At 58.4% G+C, this 15,204-nt stretch carries 14 protein-coding genes; 5 read left to right on the top strand and 9 right to left on the bottom strand.

The window, feature by feature from the left end; genetic code table 11:
• The first annotated feature begins 264 nt into the window (after window positions 1-264).
• Window positions 265-2,205, top strand: a complete 1,941-nt coding sequence (gene dnaK / locus HSW_RS06650) for a molecular chaperone DnaK (RefSeq protein WP_044001309.1) — start codon at window positions 265-267, stop codon at window positions 2,203-2,205.
• Between the two features lie 107 nt (window positions 2,206-2,312).
• Here the strand turns inward: dnaK and HSW_RS06645 are convergent, their stop codons facing one another.
• A complete protein-coding gene (locus HSW_RS06645) occupies window positions 2,313-2,741 on the bottom strand; it encodes a hypothetical protein (protein ID WP_044001308.1) in 429 nt (142 codons plus the stop codon).
• A 170-nt stretch (window positions 2,742-2,911) separates the two neighbouring features.
• Between HSW_RS06645 and HSW_RS06640 the strand changes: the two genes are divergently transcribed.
• A complete protein-coding gene (locus HSW_RS06640) occupies window positions 2,912-4,060 on the top strand; it encodes an FAD-dependent monooxygenase (RefSeq protein WP_044001307.1) in 1,149 nt (382 codons plus the stop codon).
• 8 nt (window positions 4,061-4,068) lie between these two features.
• Here the strand turns inward: HSW_RS06640 and HSW_RS06635 are convergent, their stop codons facing one another.
• Both HSW_RS06635 and purE read right to left on the bottom strand, forming a co-directional pair.
• Window positions 4,069-5,238 (bottom strand): endonuclease/exonuclease/phosphatase family protein, encoded by a 1,170-nt coding sequence (locus HSW_RS06635; RefSeq protein WP_197031955.1) that lies wholly within the window; start codon window positions 5,236-5,238, stop codon window positions 4,069-4,071.
• Between the two features lie 57 nt (window positions 5,239-5,295).
• Entirely contained in the window at window positions 5,296-5,847 is a 552-nt protein-coding gene (purE, locus tag HSW_RS06630; RefSeq protein WP_052346195.1) for a 5-(carboxyamino)imidazole ribonucleotide mutase, read from the bottom strand.
• Window positions 5,848-6,000: 153 nt separating this feature from the next.
• On the opposite strand from purE, the gene HSW_RS06625 reads away from it, so the two are divergent.
• Together HSW_RS06625 and hemE are read left to right on the top strand one after the other, a co-directional pair.
• Window positions 6,001-6,627, top strand: a complete 627-nt coding sequence (locus HSW_RS06625; RefSeq protein WP_044004221.1) for a MarC family protein — start codon at window positions 6,001-6,003, stop codon at window positions 6,625-6,627.
• Window positions 6,628-6,752: 125 nt separating this feature from the next.
• Window positions 6,753-7,790, top strand: coding sequence for a uroporphyrinogen decarboxylase (gene hemE, locus HSW_RS06620; RefSeq protein WP_044001306.1), 1,038 nt, complete (start codon window positions 6,753-6,755; stop codon window positions 7,788-7,790).
• Between the two features lie 64 nt (window positions 7,791-7,854).
• Here hemE and HSW_RS06615 read toward each other — a convergent pair whose 3' ends face one another.
• From HSW_RS06615 to HSW_RS06595, 5 genes are all read right to left on the bottom strand, one after another.
• Window positions 7,855-8,874, bottom strand: coding sequence for a bifunctional heptose 7-phosphate kinase/heptose 1-phosphate adenyltransferase (locus HSW_RS06615; RefSeq protein ID WP_044001305.1), 1,020 nt, complete (start codon window positions 8,872-8,874; stop codon window positions 7,855-7,857).
• Window positions 8,875-9,027: 153 nt separating this feature from the next.
• Window positions 9,028-10,251 (bottom strand): pyridoxal phosphate-dependent aminotransferase, encoded by a 1,224-nt coding sequence (locus HSW_RS06610; RefSeq protein ID WP_044001304.1) that lies wholly within the window; start codon window positions 10,249-10,251, stop codon window positions 9,028-9,030.
• A 134-nt stretch (window positions 10,252-10,385) separates the two neighbouring features.
• On the bottom strand, window positions 10,386-12,374 hold the full coding sequence (locus HSW_RS06605) for a glycosyltransferase family 2 protein (protein ID WP_044001303.1): 1,989 nt from the start codon (window positions 12,372-12,374) through the stop codon (window positions 10,386-10,388).
• A gap of 191 nt (window positions 12,375-12,565) precedes the next feature.
• Window positions 12,566-13,180 carry a recombination mediator RecR gene (recR, locus tag HSW_RS06600; RefSeq protein WP_044001302.1) on the bottom strand — a complete coding sequence of 205 codons (615 nt, stop codon included), beginning with the start codon at window positions 13,178-13,180 and terminating at the stop codon, window positions 12,566-12,568.
• A 138-nt stretch (window positions 13,181-13,318) separates the two neighbouring features.
• Window positions 13,319-13,600, bottom strand: a complete 282-nt coding sequence (locus HSW_RS06595) for an ATP-dependent Clp protease adaptor ClpS (protein ID WP_044001301.1) — start codon at window positions 13,598-13,600, stop codon at window positions 13,319-13,321.
• A gap of 289 nt (window positions 13,601-13,889) precedes the next feature.
• On the opposite strand from HSW_RS06595, the gene HSW_RS06590 reads away from it, so the two are divergent.
• Window positions 13,890-14,447, top strand: a complete 558-nt coding sequence (locus HSW_RS06590) for a hypothetical protein (RefSeq protein WP_044001300.1) — start codon at window positions 13,890-13,892, stop codon at window positions 14,445-14,447.
• 65 nt (window positions 14,448-14,512) lie between these two features.
• Here HSW_RS06590 and HSW_RS06585 read toward each other — a convergent pair whose 3' ends face one another.
• On the bottom strand, window positions 14,513-15,151 hold the full coding sequence (locus tag HSW_RS06585) for a YceI family protein (RefSeq protein ID WP_044001299.1): 639 nt from the start codon (window positions 15,149-15,151) through the stop codon (window positions 14,513-14,515).
• Window positions 15,152-15,204: the final 53 nt, after the last annotated feature.

Raw genomic sequence — 15,204 nt, 5'->3', positions numbered from 1 at the left:
TATCAGAGTAGACTACCTGCAACCTACATTGAATCTGCCGCAGCCTTTGTCCTTCGCCTCTGCCCCGCTGGCAGGAAATCCTGGGGTGGGTTTTCCCGTAGAAGCCAGACCGGCGGAAGTTGGGTGCGCGAACCGGCCAAAAATGACAATCTGTCACGAAAAAACGGCTTTTGCCGGGCTGGTACGCGTCTTGTAATTCCCTCGGCGTGCCTGTTTCGCGGGCACTGCATCTGACATTTCAACACCCTAACGATACTCCTTACAATGGGAAAAATAATTGGTATTGACCTCGGCACCACCAACTCCTGCGTGGCTGTAATGGAAGGCAACGAGCCGGTGGTAATTCCGAACAGCGAAGGCCGCCGCACGACTCCTTCGATTGTCGCGTTCCTCGACAATGGTAAAGGCGAGCGGAAGGTAGGTGACCCGGCTAAGCGTCAGGCCATTACCAACCCGCACAACACCATTCAGTCGATCAAGCGTTTCATGGGCCGTAACTTCTCGGAGGTTTCCGAAGAAGCCAAAAACGTGTCCTACGCTCTTGGCAGCGGCTCTAACAACACGGTTGGCGTGAAAATCGGTGACCGGCAGTACACGCCCCAGGAGATTTCGGCCATGGTTCTGCAGAAGATGAAGCAGACCGCCGAAGATTACCTCGGCCAGCCCGTAACCGAAGCCGTTATTACGGTGCCCGCTTACTTCAACGACGCTCAGCGCCAAGCCACCAAAGAAGCCGGTGCCATTGCCGGCCTCGATGTGAAGCGCATCATCAACGAGCCTACCGCCGCTGCCCTGGCCTACGGCCTCGACAAAGACCACTCGAACCACAAAGTGGCCGTGTATGACCTCGGCGGTGGTACGTTCGATATTTCGATTCTGGAACTGGACAACGGCGTGTTCGAAGTACTGAGCACCAACGGTGACACCCACCTCGGGGGCGACGACTTCGACCAGGTAATCATCAACTTCTTGGCTGAAACCTTCGCCAGCGAGAACGAAGGCCTCGACCTGCGCAAGGACGCTATGGCTCTGCAGCGCCTGAAAGAAGCCGCTGAGAAAGCCAAAGTAGAGCTGTCCTCGTCGACGGAAACCGAAATCAACCTGCCGTACGTGACGGCTACTGCTTCGGGACCCAAGCACCTAGTGGTGAAATTGAGCCGCGCCAAGTTCGAGCAGTTGGCCGATTCGCTGATCCGTCGTTCGATGGAACCCGTGAAAAAAGCCCTGCAGGACGCCGGCCTGAGCACTTCCGATATCAACGACGTGATTCTGGTAGGTGGCTCGACCCGCATTCCGCGCATTCAGGAAGAAGTAGAGAAGTTCTTCGGCCGCAAGCCTTCCAAGGGTGTAAACCCCGACGAAGTAGTAGCCGTGGGCGCTGCCATTCAGGGCGGGGTACTGACCGGTGAGGTGAAGGACGTGCTGCTGCTCGACGTGACCCCGCTGAGCCTCGGCATTGAGACGATGGGCGGCGTGATGACCAAGCTCATCGAAGCCAACACTACCATCCCAACCAAGAAATCGGAAACCTTCTCGACCGCCTCCGACAACCAGCCTTCCGTGGAAATCCACGTATTGCAGGGCGAGCGTCCGATGGCCGCGCAGAACCGCACCATCGGTAAGTTCCACCTCGATTCCATCCCGCCCGCACCCCGCGGCGTTCCGCAGATCGAAGTAATCTTCGACATTGATGCCAACGGTATCCTGCACGTAACGGCCAAGGACAAAGGCACTGGCAAGGAACAGAAAATCCGCATCGAGGCTTCCTCGGGCCTGTCGGATGCTGACATTGAGCGCATGCGCCAGGAGGCTGCTGCCAACGCCGAGGCCGATAAAGCCGAAGTGGAGCGCATCTCGAAGCTAAACGCAGCCGACTCGATGATCTTCCAGACCGAAAAGCAGCTGACCGAATACGGCGACAAGCTGAGCGGCGGCAACAAAACGGCCGTGGAAACGGCGCTGGCCGACCTCAAGAAAGCCCACGAAAGCAAAGATCTGGGTGCCATTGATACGGCTATGGCCGCCATCAACACCGCCTGGCAGGCTGCTTCGCAGGAAATGTATGCTCAGAGCGGCCCCGAGGGTCAGCCCGGCGCGGAAGGTGGCAACCCCTTCGGCGGTGCTGGTCAGCCCGGCGGAAACGGCCAGCAAGGCGCCGGCCACGACAACGTAACCGACGTGGACTACGAAGAAGTGGGCAAGTAACCTACTGCTTCTGCGGATAGCGAAAATTCCATGACACGATAAAAAAGGCCCGCAGCAAGTTGCTGCGGGCCTTTTTTTTGCGCCAAAGCTGGAAGACAAATGCTGCGTTACCTTAGTTGCTGTAGCCAAGCAGTAGCCGAAGCCTCTTCCTCAAACAATCGGTACACCAACCCCAATTCCCGCGCTTCATTTATGATCAGGTTCATGGATAATCGGGCAAACACATCATGGGAAAGGAGTACGGCCACGTGGTGAAGCGGTGTGCCTTTGGGACTGGCGTTCAGCCAGTGTTCTGCAATCCACTGACGCTCCTGCTCCGAAAAGGCCGTCATATCGCGCTGGTCGTTCAGTATCTTGTACCAGTTGCGGGATACAAGTAATTGGCGGGTATGCGTCAGGAAAGCCTGCATTTCCTCAAAATTCCGTTTACCGGGCTTGTACTGAACAATGGCGCAGTTGAAGGGGGCTGCAACTTCGAGCAGGCGGCCAACCGCATTTTCGAAATACAGGCGTGTATGTTGTGGAGAAAACGCCATAAAAAAGACAGGAAGGATATGAGAGAGAAGAGTGGGTAAGCAATTCCAGAAGGGTTGCGTAGTTACCAAAAAACCTTCTGTTCCGACAGCTGAACAATGTTTTATCTTATTCCTGACTCACTCACTGGCCAGTACACGCACCTAGCGCAGGCTGGCCCTACAAGCAGCATATGGCGCATTTCTTAATTATCGGCGCGGGTATTGGGGGCCTGGCAACGGCTCATGCGCTGCTGCGGCAAGGCCACACAGTGAAAGTATATGAAGCTGCCCCGGCAATACGGGAGGTTGGCTCGGGTCTGGTACTGGGTGCCAATGCCATGCGCGCTTTGCAGGAAATTGGTCTGCACGACGCGGTGCGGCCCCACGGCACCCCGGTTACGCTGCTCAACCTGCTCAACCAGCAGGGACTTGTGCTTCAAAGGGCTGATACCACGTACTTCACCCGCGCAGTCGGCTTCGATAATCTAGGCATTCATCGGGCAGCGCTGCAACGGGCATTGTTGACAGGAATTCCGGCGGGTGCTCTGCACTTGGGCTCTGCGTTTGAGCGGTTTGAGGAAACTTCGGGTGGAATTACGGCTCATTTCGCAGATGGCCGCACTGCTTCCGCGCATGCCCTTATCGGGGCTGATGGAATTCACTCCCCGGTGCGGCGGCAGTTGTGGCCCGCCACCGAGCCACGCTACGCGGGCTATACCTGCTGGCGGGCGGTGGTGGATGCCGGTCAGCTGGACCTGCCGCCGGGCGAGTCAGCGGAGGTATGGGGGGATGCCGGGCGGCGGTTTGGGTATGTGCCGGTGGGCAACGGGCAGGTGTACTGGTTTGCCTGCCTCAACAGCACCCAGCCCCGGAACTCACACTTCCAGGAATACCGCGTAGCCGATTTGCAGCGGGAGTTTGCCGGATTCCCGGCTCCGGTGTCCCAGCTCCTGCGCCTCACCCGTAACGACGAACTGCTCTGGAACGATATCCTGGATCTGTCGCCTCTCTCCCATTTCGCGCGGGGCCGCGTGCTGCTGCTCGGTGACGCGGCCCACGCCACCACGCCTAACATGGGCCAGGGCGCAGGCATGGCCGTAGAAGATGCCGCCGTGCTGGCCCGCTGCCTCCGCAAAGCCCCCGACGTACCTGCTGCTTTCCAGGCCTTTGAGCAGCAGCGGCGCGCCCGCACCACCCGCATTGTGCGTACCTCCTGGCAACTGGGCCGCTTTGGGCAACTGGAGAAACCATGGCTGGTAGGCCTGCGCAACCGCATCATGCGGCTGTTGCCCGAAGGAGTAGCCCGACGGCAGATGGCGTGGCTGTACCAGAAATTGTAGGTATCGACTCAGGTCGTCAGCTCTTTCTTCTCGTTGGGATTGGCGGCTTCTTCGGCTTCTTCCTCGTCCTCTTCTTCAAATCCCTCCTTTATCTTCTCGGTGGCTTCCTCATGGTCGTCGGCGTCGGCTTGCTCGCAGTTTTCCTCCTGTTCTTCTTTGTCGTGGGGCTCGTAGCTGAGCTTAATATAGATGGGAAAGTGGTCGGAGCCGACGTAGGGCAGGCGCTCCATATCGTCCACTTTGAAATCGGCCGACACAAATACGTGGTCGAGGGGCCAGCGTAGCAGCGAGTAATCGGCGTGAAAAGTGGGCAGCAGGCCCCGGCCTACGCGCGGATCCATGAGGCCGCTGATGCGCCGGAACAGCTCCGAAGTGTGCGACCAGGCCACGTCGTTCATATCCCCGAACACGATGGTGGGCTCGTCCTTCTTATCGATGGTTTTGCCCACCAGCAACAGCTCAGCGTCACGCTTGGTACTGGTTTTAGACTCGGCTGGTGCTGGCGGCTTGGGGTGCAGGCCATACACCTGCACCCAGGTACGGTTATCGGCCAGCTGCACGCGGGCGTGCAGGCTGGGCACGTCGTCATCGAGCAGGTACTTGATTTCGCAGCTTTCCAGCTTCAGCCGCGAGAAGAACAGCAGACCGTAGGTGTTATCCAGCGGTTCGTGGCAGGTGTAAGGATGGGTTTCTTCCAGCGGCTTGAGCTGCTGATACCACCACTCGTCAGTTTCCACCGCCATAATGATATCAGGGTCGGTTTCCTGCAATACCTGCAGAGCTTTTTTGCCTTGTTTGTTGAACTGCAGCACGTTCATCATCACCAGGCTCAGGTGGCGCTGACCATCCTGCAGCGTACTGTCGCCCACCTGCTTTCCAACCAGGCGCGTGTAAGGCACAATCCGGAAGAACTGGTACCCGACAGCCACGCCCAGTGCCACCAGCAGCCCGGGACCGTAGTAGCCCGGCAGCTGCGCCCAGCCCAATGCCAGACCCGCCAGTATAACTACCAGCATAACGCCCACAATCTGCAGACGCGGGAAATCAAATACCCGGATCCACCACGCCGTTTGGCGTAGGAGCGGCAGCAGCGTGGCAATCAGCGCGGCCACGGCCAGTAGTGCCATGAACCCGTGCAACAGGGTGAGCCAGAGAGGGAGAGAGTCGAAGTCGGGCAAGGGGCGGAAGGAAACGGGGAGAGAAAGAGGACAGAGCAGAAATGAGCAAATAGGCCGTTAATCATCATTGAGGCCGCCTTTACGCAGTTCCTCAATGGTGCGCATTACTTTGTCTTTGAGCGAAGTACGGTATTTTTCCAGCGCGTCCTGGAGGCGGGCGTTGTTCAGGGCCAGTATTTGGGTAGCCAGCACAGCGGCATTGGCGGCCCCGTCCAGCGCCACGGTGGCTACCGGTACGCCCGCCGGCATTTGCAGCATCGACAGAATCGAATCGAGGCCATGAATGGATGTGGCGGAGTTGATGGGCACCCCAATAACGGGCAGGGTGGTGAAAGAAGCTACCATACCGGGCAGGTGAGCCGCCCCACCCCCGCCGGCAATGAGCACGCGCAGGCCGCGCTTGCGGGCGTTTTCTGCGTACTCCACCAGCCGATGCGGGGTGCGGTGAGCCGACACCAGCGTGAGCTCAAAGGGCACACCGAATTGCCGCAACAGCTCGGCCGCCGCCGTCATAATCTTCAGATCGGACTGGGAGCCCATGATAATGCCAACCAGGGGCGTGTCGGTGGGTACGGTTTCGGAGTTGGGCGCGGGAGCAGCGGTGGTCATAACTGGTACAGGAGGGGGAGAAACCGGGTAGTATCCGGCCGGGAGTAGCTTCTACGCACCACTCCGGGCATGGTTGAGGTGCTAACATAGCATTTTCCCTGCTTGCTGATTCTCAAAGGCTCGTACCTTTACCTGCGCCCTACTGCCCCGCCGATGGAAATTCTGCTTGCCACTTTCACCACCTTGTTTTCCGTGGTCAACCCCTTCGGGGCCATGCCGGTATTCCTGACGCTTACGGAGGAGGACACCCCCGCTGAGCGCGCCAATATTGGCCTGAAGGCGTGCCTGTACATGGTGGGGGTACTCACGGTTTCGTTCTTCGCGGGGCAGTACGTGCTCAACTTCTTCGGCATCAATATTCACCATCTGCGCATTGCGGGCGGCATTCTGCTCATGCGCTCCGCCTTTGATCTGCTGACGCCGGGGGGCAACCGGGCTAAGGTATCGGAAGCCACGCTGGAGGAGAGTATGCACAAAAACGATATCAGCTTTACCCCCCTAGCCATGCCCATGCTCTCGGGGCCAGGCTCCATGGCCGTATGCATCGGCCTGTTTACCGGGAAACTGAGCGTACCGGATATGGGCCTGATTGTGCTGGGGTTCTGCCTTGTGGCGCTGGCGGCCTACATTATCCTAATGTCGTCCTTGCGCCTGACGCGGTTTCTGGGGCGGCCTGGTATGGCGGCCCTGGCCCGCATCATGGGTTTCCTGACGCTGGCCATTGGGGTGAATTTTCTGGCTACGGCTATTGTGGCGCTGTTTCCGGGTTTGAGCCGGTAGAGGTAAAATTGTGAGGTGGTGAAATGGTGAGTTTGACGTTCGGCTGGCGCCATTTGCGCAGTCAGAACATCAAACTCACCATTTCACCACCTCACAATTTCACCATTCGTACCTTTGCGCCTCCTATGCTGAAGAACGACCTCCTCCTCCGTGCCGCCCGTGGCGAAGAAACCGAGCGCACCCCCGTGTGGCTCATGCGCCAGGCCGGCCGCATTCTGCCCGAATACCGCGCCCTGCGCGCCCGCCTCAGCGGCTTCAAAGAGCTGGTAGAAACCCCCGACCTCGCCGCCGAAGTCACCATTCAGCCCATTGACGCGCTGGACGTGGACGCGGCCATCATCTTTTCTGATATCTTGGTGGTTCCCGAGGCGATGGGCCTCACCTACGAGATGGTAGAAGCCCGCGGCCCGCTGTTCCCTGAAACCATTAAAACCGCGCAGGACGTAGCCCGCATGCGCGTGGCCGACCCTGAGGAGCATCTGGGCTACGTGTTGGAAGCAATCCGGGTAACCAAGCGCGCCCTCAACGGCCGAGTGCCGCTCATCGGGTTTGCCGGCGCACCCTGGACGATTCTGGCGTACATGGTAGAGGGCCACGGCTCCAAAACCTTCAGCAAGGCCCGCCGCATGCTGTACGCTGAGCCCGAACTGGCCCACGAGTTGCTCCGCAAAATCACGGCCACGACCATTGCCTACCTAAAGGCGCAGGTAGAAGCCGGGGCGAACATTGTGCAGGTATTCGACTCCTGGGCCGGGATTTTGCCCCCCGCGCATTACCAGGAGTTCAGCAGCCGCTACATTGCCGAAATCTGCCGCGCCATGCCGGCTGATATTCCCGTTACGGTGTTTGCCAAAGGCGCCTTCTGGGCGGTGGAGGAATTTGCCCAGCTGCCCTGCCGCACCATCGGCCTCGACTGGAACCAGGACCCGCGCGCCGTACGCCCATTGGTAGGCGACAAAACCCTGCAGGGCAACCTTGACCCCTGCGCCCTCTACGGCACGCCCGAGCAGGTACGCGCCGCTACCATCGCGATGCTCGACCAGTTCGGCCCGTATCGGCACATTGCCAACCTCGGACACGGTGTATACCCCGATACCAATCCCGACAACGTGAAGGTGTTCATTGAGACGGTGAAGGAGTACAGTGCTACGCTTAGAGCTTAGATTGTATGAAAAAGGCCCTGCCGTAACCCGGCAGGGCCTTTTTCTTTTTCGTATTTCTCAGACACTACGCCACGGGCAATAACCCAACCCGCTCGGCTTCTTTCAGCAGCAGGCTTTTCTCAATAGGTACTACGCCTATCTGCTCACAAACCAGACCGCCACCCAGGTTGGCCAGGGCCGCCGTAGCCGGAGCCGATAACCCCAGCGCCACGCACAGCGCAGCAATACTGATAACCGTGTCGCCGGCCCCCGATACATCAGAAATGGTACGCAGGTGAGCGGGAATATAGGTACGGGTAAGCTGGTCGTTTTCCACAAACACGCCCCGCTCCGAGAGAGTCACCAGCACAATTTCGGGGGTCAGCACTTCGCGCAGCCGGGCTACGGCCGCTTCAAAATGCGGACGGTCAGCCTCAGAGTCGCCGAATTCCAGCTTCAATCCTTCGCGCAGCTCTTTCAGATTAGGCTTGAACAGCGTGCAGTATTGGTAGGCCAGAAAGTTTTTTTTCTTGGGGTCAACTACGGTGGGTACACCTCGCTGCCGCGCCAGCCCAATGAAGTGCTGAATACTGCTTTCCTGCAGCACGCCCTTGTCGTAATCCTCAAAAATGACCACATCGGCCCGGCCGAGCAACTGCTCGAAGCGGGCCGTGAGGTTGGTATTTTCGGTGGCATTAAGGGTGGTTTCCACTTCCGAATCAATGCGCAGTAGCTGCTGGCCATGCGCCAGAATCCGCTGCTTCACGGTAGTAGGCCGGTACGAGGAACGCACGATACCTTCGGCGGAAAGCCCGCTGGCCTGCAACACCTCCAGCAGCTGGTCGCCGCCTTGGTCCTCCCCTATCACCGCGCACAGCAGAGGCGTGGCGCCCAGGGCCTGCACATTCAGGGCCACGTTGGCGGCCCCGCCCAGGCGCTGTTCCTGCCGACTCACCGTTACTACCGGTACCGGAGCTTCGGGTGAAAGGCGGGCCGCTTTGCCCCATACGTACGCATCCATCATCACATCCCCCACAATAAGCACGGTGAGGTGGTTGAAAGCGGCAAACAACTCGGGCAACGAAGCAGGAACGGCAGCGGGCATTACAGCAGATTCAGGATAAGAGGCCGCAAAGGTAACCTGCCGGGGGAAATTAAGGCCGACCGGGCAGATTAGCTCAACCAGTTCTTCATGGACCGTCATTCCGAGCAGGTGGCGCATCAAGCCAGTATCCAAGGAATGACGGTCTGTATAGCCTTACTGCAGCTTGGTCAGGCTGTTTTTGATGCGGATAAAGGCTTCACGCAGCTTTTCATCGGCGGCGGCGGTGCTGAAACGGATGCAGTTGGGCGCCCCGAAAGCCCCGCCATCCACGGCGGCTACGTGGGCATCGTTCAGCATAAACAACGCCAGGTCGGCCGCACTGCTGATGACTTCACCGGTAGGCGTGGCCTTACCAAAATACCCGGTTACGTCCGGAAAAATGTAGAACGCCCCGCTGGGGGTAGGCGTCCGGAAGCCAGGAATATCTTTCACTAACTCCAGCACCAAATCCCGCCGCCGACGGTAGGCGGCCACCATTTCATCGGCAGAACTACGCCCGCCCTGCAGAGCGGCCAGGGCAGCCCGCTGAGCAATGGAGCAGGTGGCAGAGGTTATCTGGCTCTGCATTTTCTCACAGGCGGCAGCAATTTCCTTACGGGCCGCGAGGTAGCCCACCCGCCAGCCCGTCATGGCATAGCCCTTCGAGAAGCCATTAACGGTAATTACCCGGTCCTTAACGGCTGCAAACTGGGCTAGACTGGCGTGCTCGCCTACAAAGTTGATATACTCGTAAATCTCGTCGGCCAGCACATGCACCTGCGGGTGGCGGGCTACTACTTCCGCAATAGCCCCCAGCTCCGCGCGGCTGAATACCGAGCCGGTAGGGTTGCAGGGCGAGGAGTACATGATGAGTCTGGTGCGGGGCGTAATGGCGGCTTCCAGTTCCTGGGCCGTTACCTTGAAGTCGTTTTCCAGCGTCCCCATGAGCGTGATGGTAGTGCCTTCGGCCAGCTTTACCATCTCCTCGTAGCTTACCCAATAGGGCGCAAACACAATTACTTCGTCGCCGGGGTTCACCAGACTCAGCACAGCATTGGCCAACGCCTGCTTGGCTCCGGTGCTTACTACAATATTTTCGGGGGCGTAGCTGAGCTGGTTATCCCGCTCAAATTTGTCGCAGATGGCCTGCCGCAACTCCGGATAGCCGGGGACAGGCGTGTAAAACGTGTAGCCTTCATCAAGGGCTTTTTTGGCGGCATCCTTGATGTATTGCGGCGTCTGAAAATCCGGTTCCCCAAAGCTCAGGCTGATTACGTCCACCCCTTCCGCCGCTAAAGCCCGGGCTTTTTTGGCCATGGCAATGGTCTGCGACTCCTGCATGGCATTAATGCGGTCAGAAAGAACAAGGGGCGCGAAAGTAGTAGCGTCAGCAGGCATGCGAAGAAGGCTTTAGGGGGTACTATGAGTGGGAAGACAAAAGTAGTGGAATGTACGCAGTGCCGCCCACTGGTGGTAAGTTGGTGACGTACTGAGTTTGGCATTCAGGCCGCGCCCACAGAATGTCAAACTTACTATTCTTCCCGGCCCAGTTCCCGGAAGCACTGCCACAACAGCCGCAAATCGGTAGAAGGCTCGTAATCTTTGGCGTAGAGCAGTTCCAGCCGGCGGCGGGTAGCCTCGGTGAGGGGCGTAGCGGCATGCACAGCATCGGCCGGCGACAGGACGGCGCGGGCTTGGCGGCGCGGCGCGGCAGCGTAGCGCAGGCCCACCCAGGTGCCGGAGCCACTGAGCACCCGCAAACAGTTACGCAGGAACCCCCCTTTGTGCCGCTGTGCCCCCAGTACCAGCGGGCTGAGCACCAGCAACCCCAACGCCGTCAGGACATCCAGCAGGCGCTTGTTGCGCACCTGCTGGGGCCGGTACAGGTTCAAGGTAATATCAAGGGCGTAATAGTCGCCGGGCGAGTCTTTGCCCGAGCTGCCGATGATGTACTCACTGTCCTGCGGCAGGATTTTGTAGGCTATCGGCGGATTGTACGTGAGGCCTACCATCAGCCCGATGATCTGGCTGGCGGGCAGGTCTCGGCCACAAAATACTAACTCGTTAAGGCCATAAATGCGGATAATATCATCCAGCTGACGCACTTCGCCCAGCAAATCCTCGGGGGCGGCCCCGGCCGGCTGCGTGGTGGCATCCGGCTCCACGTACCCGATAACGCGGGCCGGCACAGCGGCCTGCTCCAGCAGGTGGCGCACCCGGCGGCTTTCCTCCCACGAGCCCACAATACCCACGTTTTTTTGCTGCTGCTCGGCCAGACCAAGCGTACGGTAGCGCAGAAAATTACCGGCCATTCGCCGCAGTACCAGGGCCGCCACAGCCCACACCCCTCCCAGCACAATCAGGGCCTTGGAAAAGCGCCAGGCGTCCAGGAAGTTGCTCGATGCCGAAATCAGTACGGTACCCAGAAAGATGCCGCGCACCAGCCGGCTGGCCCGAAAAGGCTTGTCGTAAGCGCCGCTGAAAAAGGCTGCCAGCAACCACACCGCAATGTAGGCGGGCACGGCTACCAGCATAAACTGCGGCGGGTATGCCGTGGGTACGTACTTATGGTTGTCTTCCCAGTAGTTTTTCAGAAAGTACATGCCGGCATACATCAGGCCGGCATCCAGTAGCACCGGCGCAGCCTGCGTAATGGCCCGCTGCACCACGGCCGCCCCAGCCCGCAGCCAGATAGCCAGATTAATCAGCAGACTGAACGTACCCGCTCGCCCCGGCGCAAAGTGCTTGCGGGCAAAAATCACCATGGCCCGGTAAAACACGAACACATAGTTTACGCTCGTGCGCTTGGTACTTTCACCCTTATAATGAATGATGCGGGTATCGGCGAAATAGTAGTTCTGCCAGCCGCCCTGCGTAAGCCGGTACGAGAGGTCAATATCCTCCCCGTACATGAAATAATCTTCGTCCAGCAGCCCTACCTGGTCCAGAGCGGTTTTGCGCATGAGCATGAACGCACCACTGAGTACCTGCACTTCGTGCGTTTGCTCGGGGCTCAGAAAGCCCAGGTGGTAGCGACCAAACCGCCGCGACTTCGGAAACAGCCGGGCCAGCCCGAAAATCTTGTAAAACGCTACCCAGGGTGTAGGAAGGCCCCGCTTGCTTTCGGGCAGGAACTGGCCCTGACCGTCCAGCATTTTTACGCCCAGCCCACCGCAGCGCGGGTGCTGGTCCATGAAGCCGCAACACAGTCGGAAAGTATCCTCTTCCACCACTGTATCGGGGTTGAGCAGCAACTGGTACTCCCCGGTAGCGCGCCGCAGGGCCTGGTTGTTGGCCTTACTGAAGCCCGGATTATCCTTGTTGGCAAGTAGGATAACCTCCGGGAATCGGGCTTTTACCATGGCCACCGAGCCGTCCACAGAATTGTTATCTACCACGAACACTTCCACCGGCTCGCCCAGCTTCTCCACCGCCCGCCGCACCGACAGCAGCGCCTGCTCCAGAAAGTAGCACACGTTGTAGTTGACGATGACGACGGAAAGCTTGCAGGCAGGCGGCACGGAGGAAGATCAGGAAAGGCCGCGAAAGTTACATAGCCCGGTTGTCATTGCGCGTCCTAGTTCCGGCATTCTGTTCTTTTCGCTTCTTATGCCGCAAAAAGCCCAGAGCCCCACACGGCCAAACTGGCGTGTGGGGCTCTGGGCTGAGCAATATTGTTTCTTCGCGCTTGGCTTTCTATAGAAGCGGCACGTTACCGGCTTTGCCGCTGGCGTTCCACAATAGAGCGGCCCAGCGTAATTTCATCGGCATACTCCAGCTCGCCGCCCATTGGAATACCCCGGGCAATACTGCTGACGTTGAGTTCCGGCAGGTCGCGCAGTTTGCGCGAGAGGTAAAAGGCCGTGGTGTCGCCCTCCATGGTAGGACTAATGGCGAGAATGACTTCCCGGATTTCGGAGCCGTCCTTGGTTACGCGCTCCACTAAGGAGTCAATGGTCAGGTCGGAAGGGCCAATGCCTTCGATGGGTGAAATAACACCGCCCAGCACGTGGTACATACCTTGGTACTGGGCCGTATTCTCAATAGCAATTACGTCGCGAATATCCGACACCACGCACACCGTGCTCTGGTCGCGCAGGTGATTGGCGCAGATACCGCACTCCGGGGTATCGGAAATGTTATGACAGGTGTCGCAGTAACGAATTTCGAAGCGCATCTTGGCCAGCGCCTCCGCCAGCGAAGCGGTGGTATCCGCTTCGGCTTTCAGCAGGTGCAGAGCTAGCCGCAAGGCAGTTTTCTTGCCCACGCCCGGCAGCTTCGACAACTCGCCAACGGCATTTTCAATCAGTTTGGAGGGGAATTCCATGCAGGTCAGAAAGGGATAAAAAGAACTGTCATCCCGCGCTTGCCGGGGATGCTAACGGGGTCCGGCTACTAACACCAGCTGCCCCCCGATAGGTCCTTCGCAAGCGTAGGATGACAGATTTTTTTCAGGTCAGTGACGCTATACCACGTCGGCCGAGATGCCCCGGTCATGGATGGCGGTGCACATGCCGGCCAACTCGTCGTACACGCCGTGCTTTACGGTGCATTGGCCCTTGTAATGGATCAGGAGCGTGCATTGCTCTGCCTGTTCGGGCAGGTGCCCGCACACGTCCATCAGGGTCTTTATTACGTGGTCGAACGTGTTGATGTCGTCATTATACACCACCAGGTCGCGCACGTCGGTAGTTTCCTCCAGGAGCAGAACGTCCTCGTCGTACTCGATTTGCGGTTTGCTGTTCATGGGGCAAAAATACGGAAAAACAGGTAAAAAGGCGAAGCATTCCTTATGCCGTGAACCTCTACAACTAACTGACTGCTTGAATTGTTGCCGGTTTTTCACCGAAGCCGCTACCGGCAGCACCCCGGCTGCGCAGCCGCCCGCCCCCAGTGGCACTTCCGCAGATACGTCGTATTTTTTGACCGTCACTTTCGCCTTTCTTCCGTAGGCTTGTCCCAGGCTGGCGGCCCATAAACAGCCCCAGTGGCTTTCCTCCGCCGGATTCTGCCGCCCGAATTCACTACTCTCCCTCATGCCCGTTCCGTCTGCCGATTTTAAGCGCGCCCTCAAGCGTCTCACTGATAAGGAGAAAGAAACGCTGCTGCTGCGAGCCGCCCGCCGCGACGCCGAGCTGTACGATACGCTCTGCTTTGAGCTGCTGCCTGATACAACCACGGAAACGGTGTTTGAGCACTCCTCCGACCAGATCCATGAACTGTTTGCCGTGGGCGCTACCGGCCGCCTGCTCAACCGCAGCCTTACCAAAGCCCTTGGCAAAGCCACCAAGGAAGTAGCCCGTGCCCGCCGCATTACCAAAGACAAGCGCTTGGAAATAGATCTGAACCTGTACACGCTGCGCCACATCTTTGAGAACTATACCGGGCAGTTTGAAAGCGTGTACGCTGGTTTTTACACCGGCACTGCCCGCCTGGCAGCCCGTACGGCACAGCTTGTTCTCCAAAACCTGCACGAGGACCTGTGGCTGGAGTACAAGCCCGAGTTGGATGATTTTCTGCAGCAGCTGCATAGCCGCGCCAAAAGCCGCAGCCTCAAATTTGTACTACCCCGGGAGCTGGAGTTGCCGGAGTAAAAAACTGCACAAAAAAGCCCCGCTGACAACTGTCAGCGGGGCTTTTTGGCAATCGATAACAATCCTTACTTCTTGGCAATTACGTTGAAGCTCATGGTGAAATCATCCATGATGGCTTTGTCGCCAATGCTTTCGAAGAACGATTTCGAGCCGTACTTAATTTCGAACTTGGTCCGGTCGATGGTAGCCGTGCCGCTGGCCGAGGCTACGCCGCCTTTCACACCTACTTTGGCAGGGAAGGTGATTTTCTGGGTGATGCCTTTAATGGTCAGGTCGCCTGCTACGGTGGCGTTGTTACCGTTGGCGTCGCCTTTCAGCGGGGTTACGCTGGTGATTTTGAAGGTCGAGGTTGGGTTCTTATCGATGCTGAAGAAGTCCTCGGAACGCAGGTGCCCTACCAGTTTGGCGTTGTACTCCTGCTCCTTGATATCCTCTACTTTCAGCGAGTTCATATCTACCACGAACGTACCACCTACAATCTGGCTGCCGCGCACCAGTACATCACCTTCCTTGAACTGCACCGAGCCGTTGTGCTGGCCGGTTACTTTCTTGCCCAACCAGCCCAGCGTGCTCAACTGCGGCTGCAGCTTGTACGACGCAGAAGCGGCCTTTTCGGTGCCGGGCGTTACTTTTTTCTGGGCAGAAGCCGGAGCAGCGGCGAACAGGGCAGCAACCAGCAGTGCTGGCAGGAACATTTTTTTCATGACAGAGAAAAACAAAAAGGGGTGAAAAGGGCAAGCGAACATGACTGAAACCG

It is taken from the genome of Hymenobacter swuensis DY53, from assembly GCF_000576555.1.
Classification (GTDB): domain Bacteria; phylum Bacteroidota; class Bacteroidia; order Cytophagales; family Hymenobacteraceae; genus Hymenobacter; species Hymenobacter swuensis.
The sequence above is the reverse complement of the archived record's forward strand: the minus strand, read 5'-3'. Positions and strand labels throughout refer to the sequence as shown.

Bases quoted from the DNA above. Each gene is read 5' to 3' on its own strand.
- dnaK (WP_044001309.1), top strand. From the start codon at position 265: ATGGGAAAAATAATTGGTATTGACCTCGGCACCACCAACTCCTGCGTG.
- HSW_RS06645 (WP_044001308.1), bottom strand. From the start codon at position 2,741: ATGGCGTTTTCTCCACAACATACACGCCTGTATTTCGAAAATGCGGTT.
- HSW_RS06640 (WP_044001307.1), top strand. From the start codon at position 2,912: ATGGCGCATTTCTTAATTATCGGCGCGGGTATTGGGGGCCTGGCAACG.
- purE (WP_052346195.1), bottom strand. From the start codon at position 5,847: ATGACCACCGCTGCTCCCGCGCCCAACTCCGAAACCGTACCCACCGAC.
- HSW_RS06625 (WP_044004221.1), top strand. From the start codon at position 6,001: ATGGAAATTCTGCTTGCCACTTTCACCACCTTGTTTTCCGTGGTCAAC.
- hemE (WP_044001306.1), top strand. From the start codon at position 6,753: ATGCTGAAGAACGACCTCCTCCTCCGTGCCGCCCGTGGCGAAGAAACC.
- HSW_RS06615 (WP_044001305.1), bottom strand. From the start codon at position 8,874: ATGCCCGCTGCCGTTCCTGCTTCGTTGCCCGAGTTGTTTGCCGCTTTC.
- HSW_RS06610 (WP_044001304.1), bottom strand. From the start codon at position 10,251: ATGCCTGCTGACGCTACTACTTTCGCGCCCCTTGTTCTTTCTGACCGC.
- recR (WP_044001302.1), bottom strand. From the start codon at position 13,180: ATGGAATTCCCCTCCAAACTGATTGAAAATGCCGTTGGCGAGTTGTCG.
- HSW_RS06595 (WP_044001301.1), bottom strand. From the start codon at position 13,600: ATGAACAGCAAACCGCAAATCGAGTACGACGAGGACGTTCTGCTCCTG.
- HSW_RS06590 (WP_044001300.1), top strand. From the start codon at position 13,890: ATGCCCGTTCCGTCTGCCGATTTTAAGCGCGCCCTCAAGCGTCTCACT.
- HSW_RS06585 (WP_044001299.1), bottom strand. From the start codon at position 15,151: ATGAAAAAAATGTTCCTGCCAGCACTGCTGGTTGCTGCCCTGTTCGCC.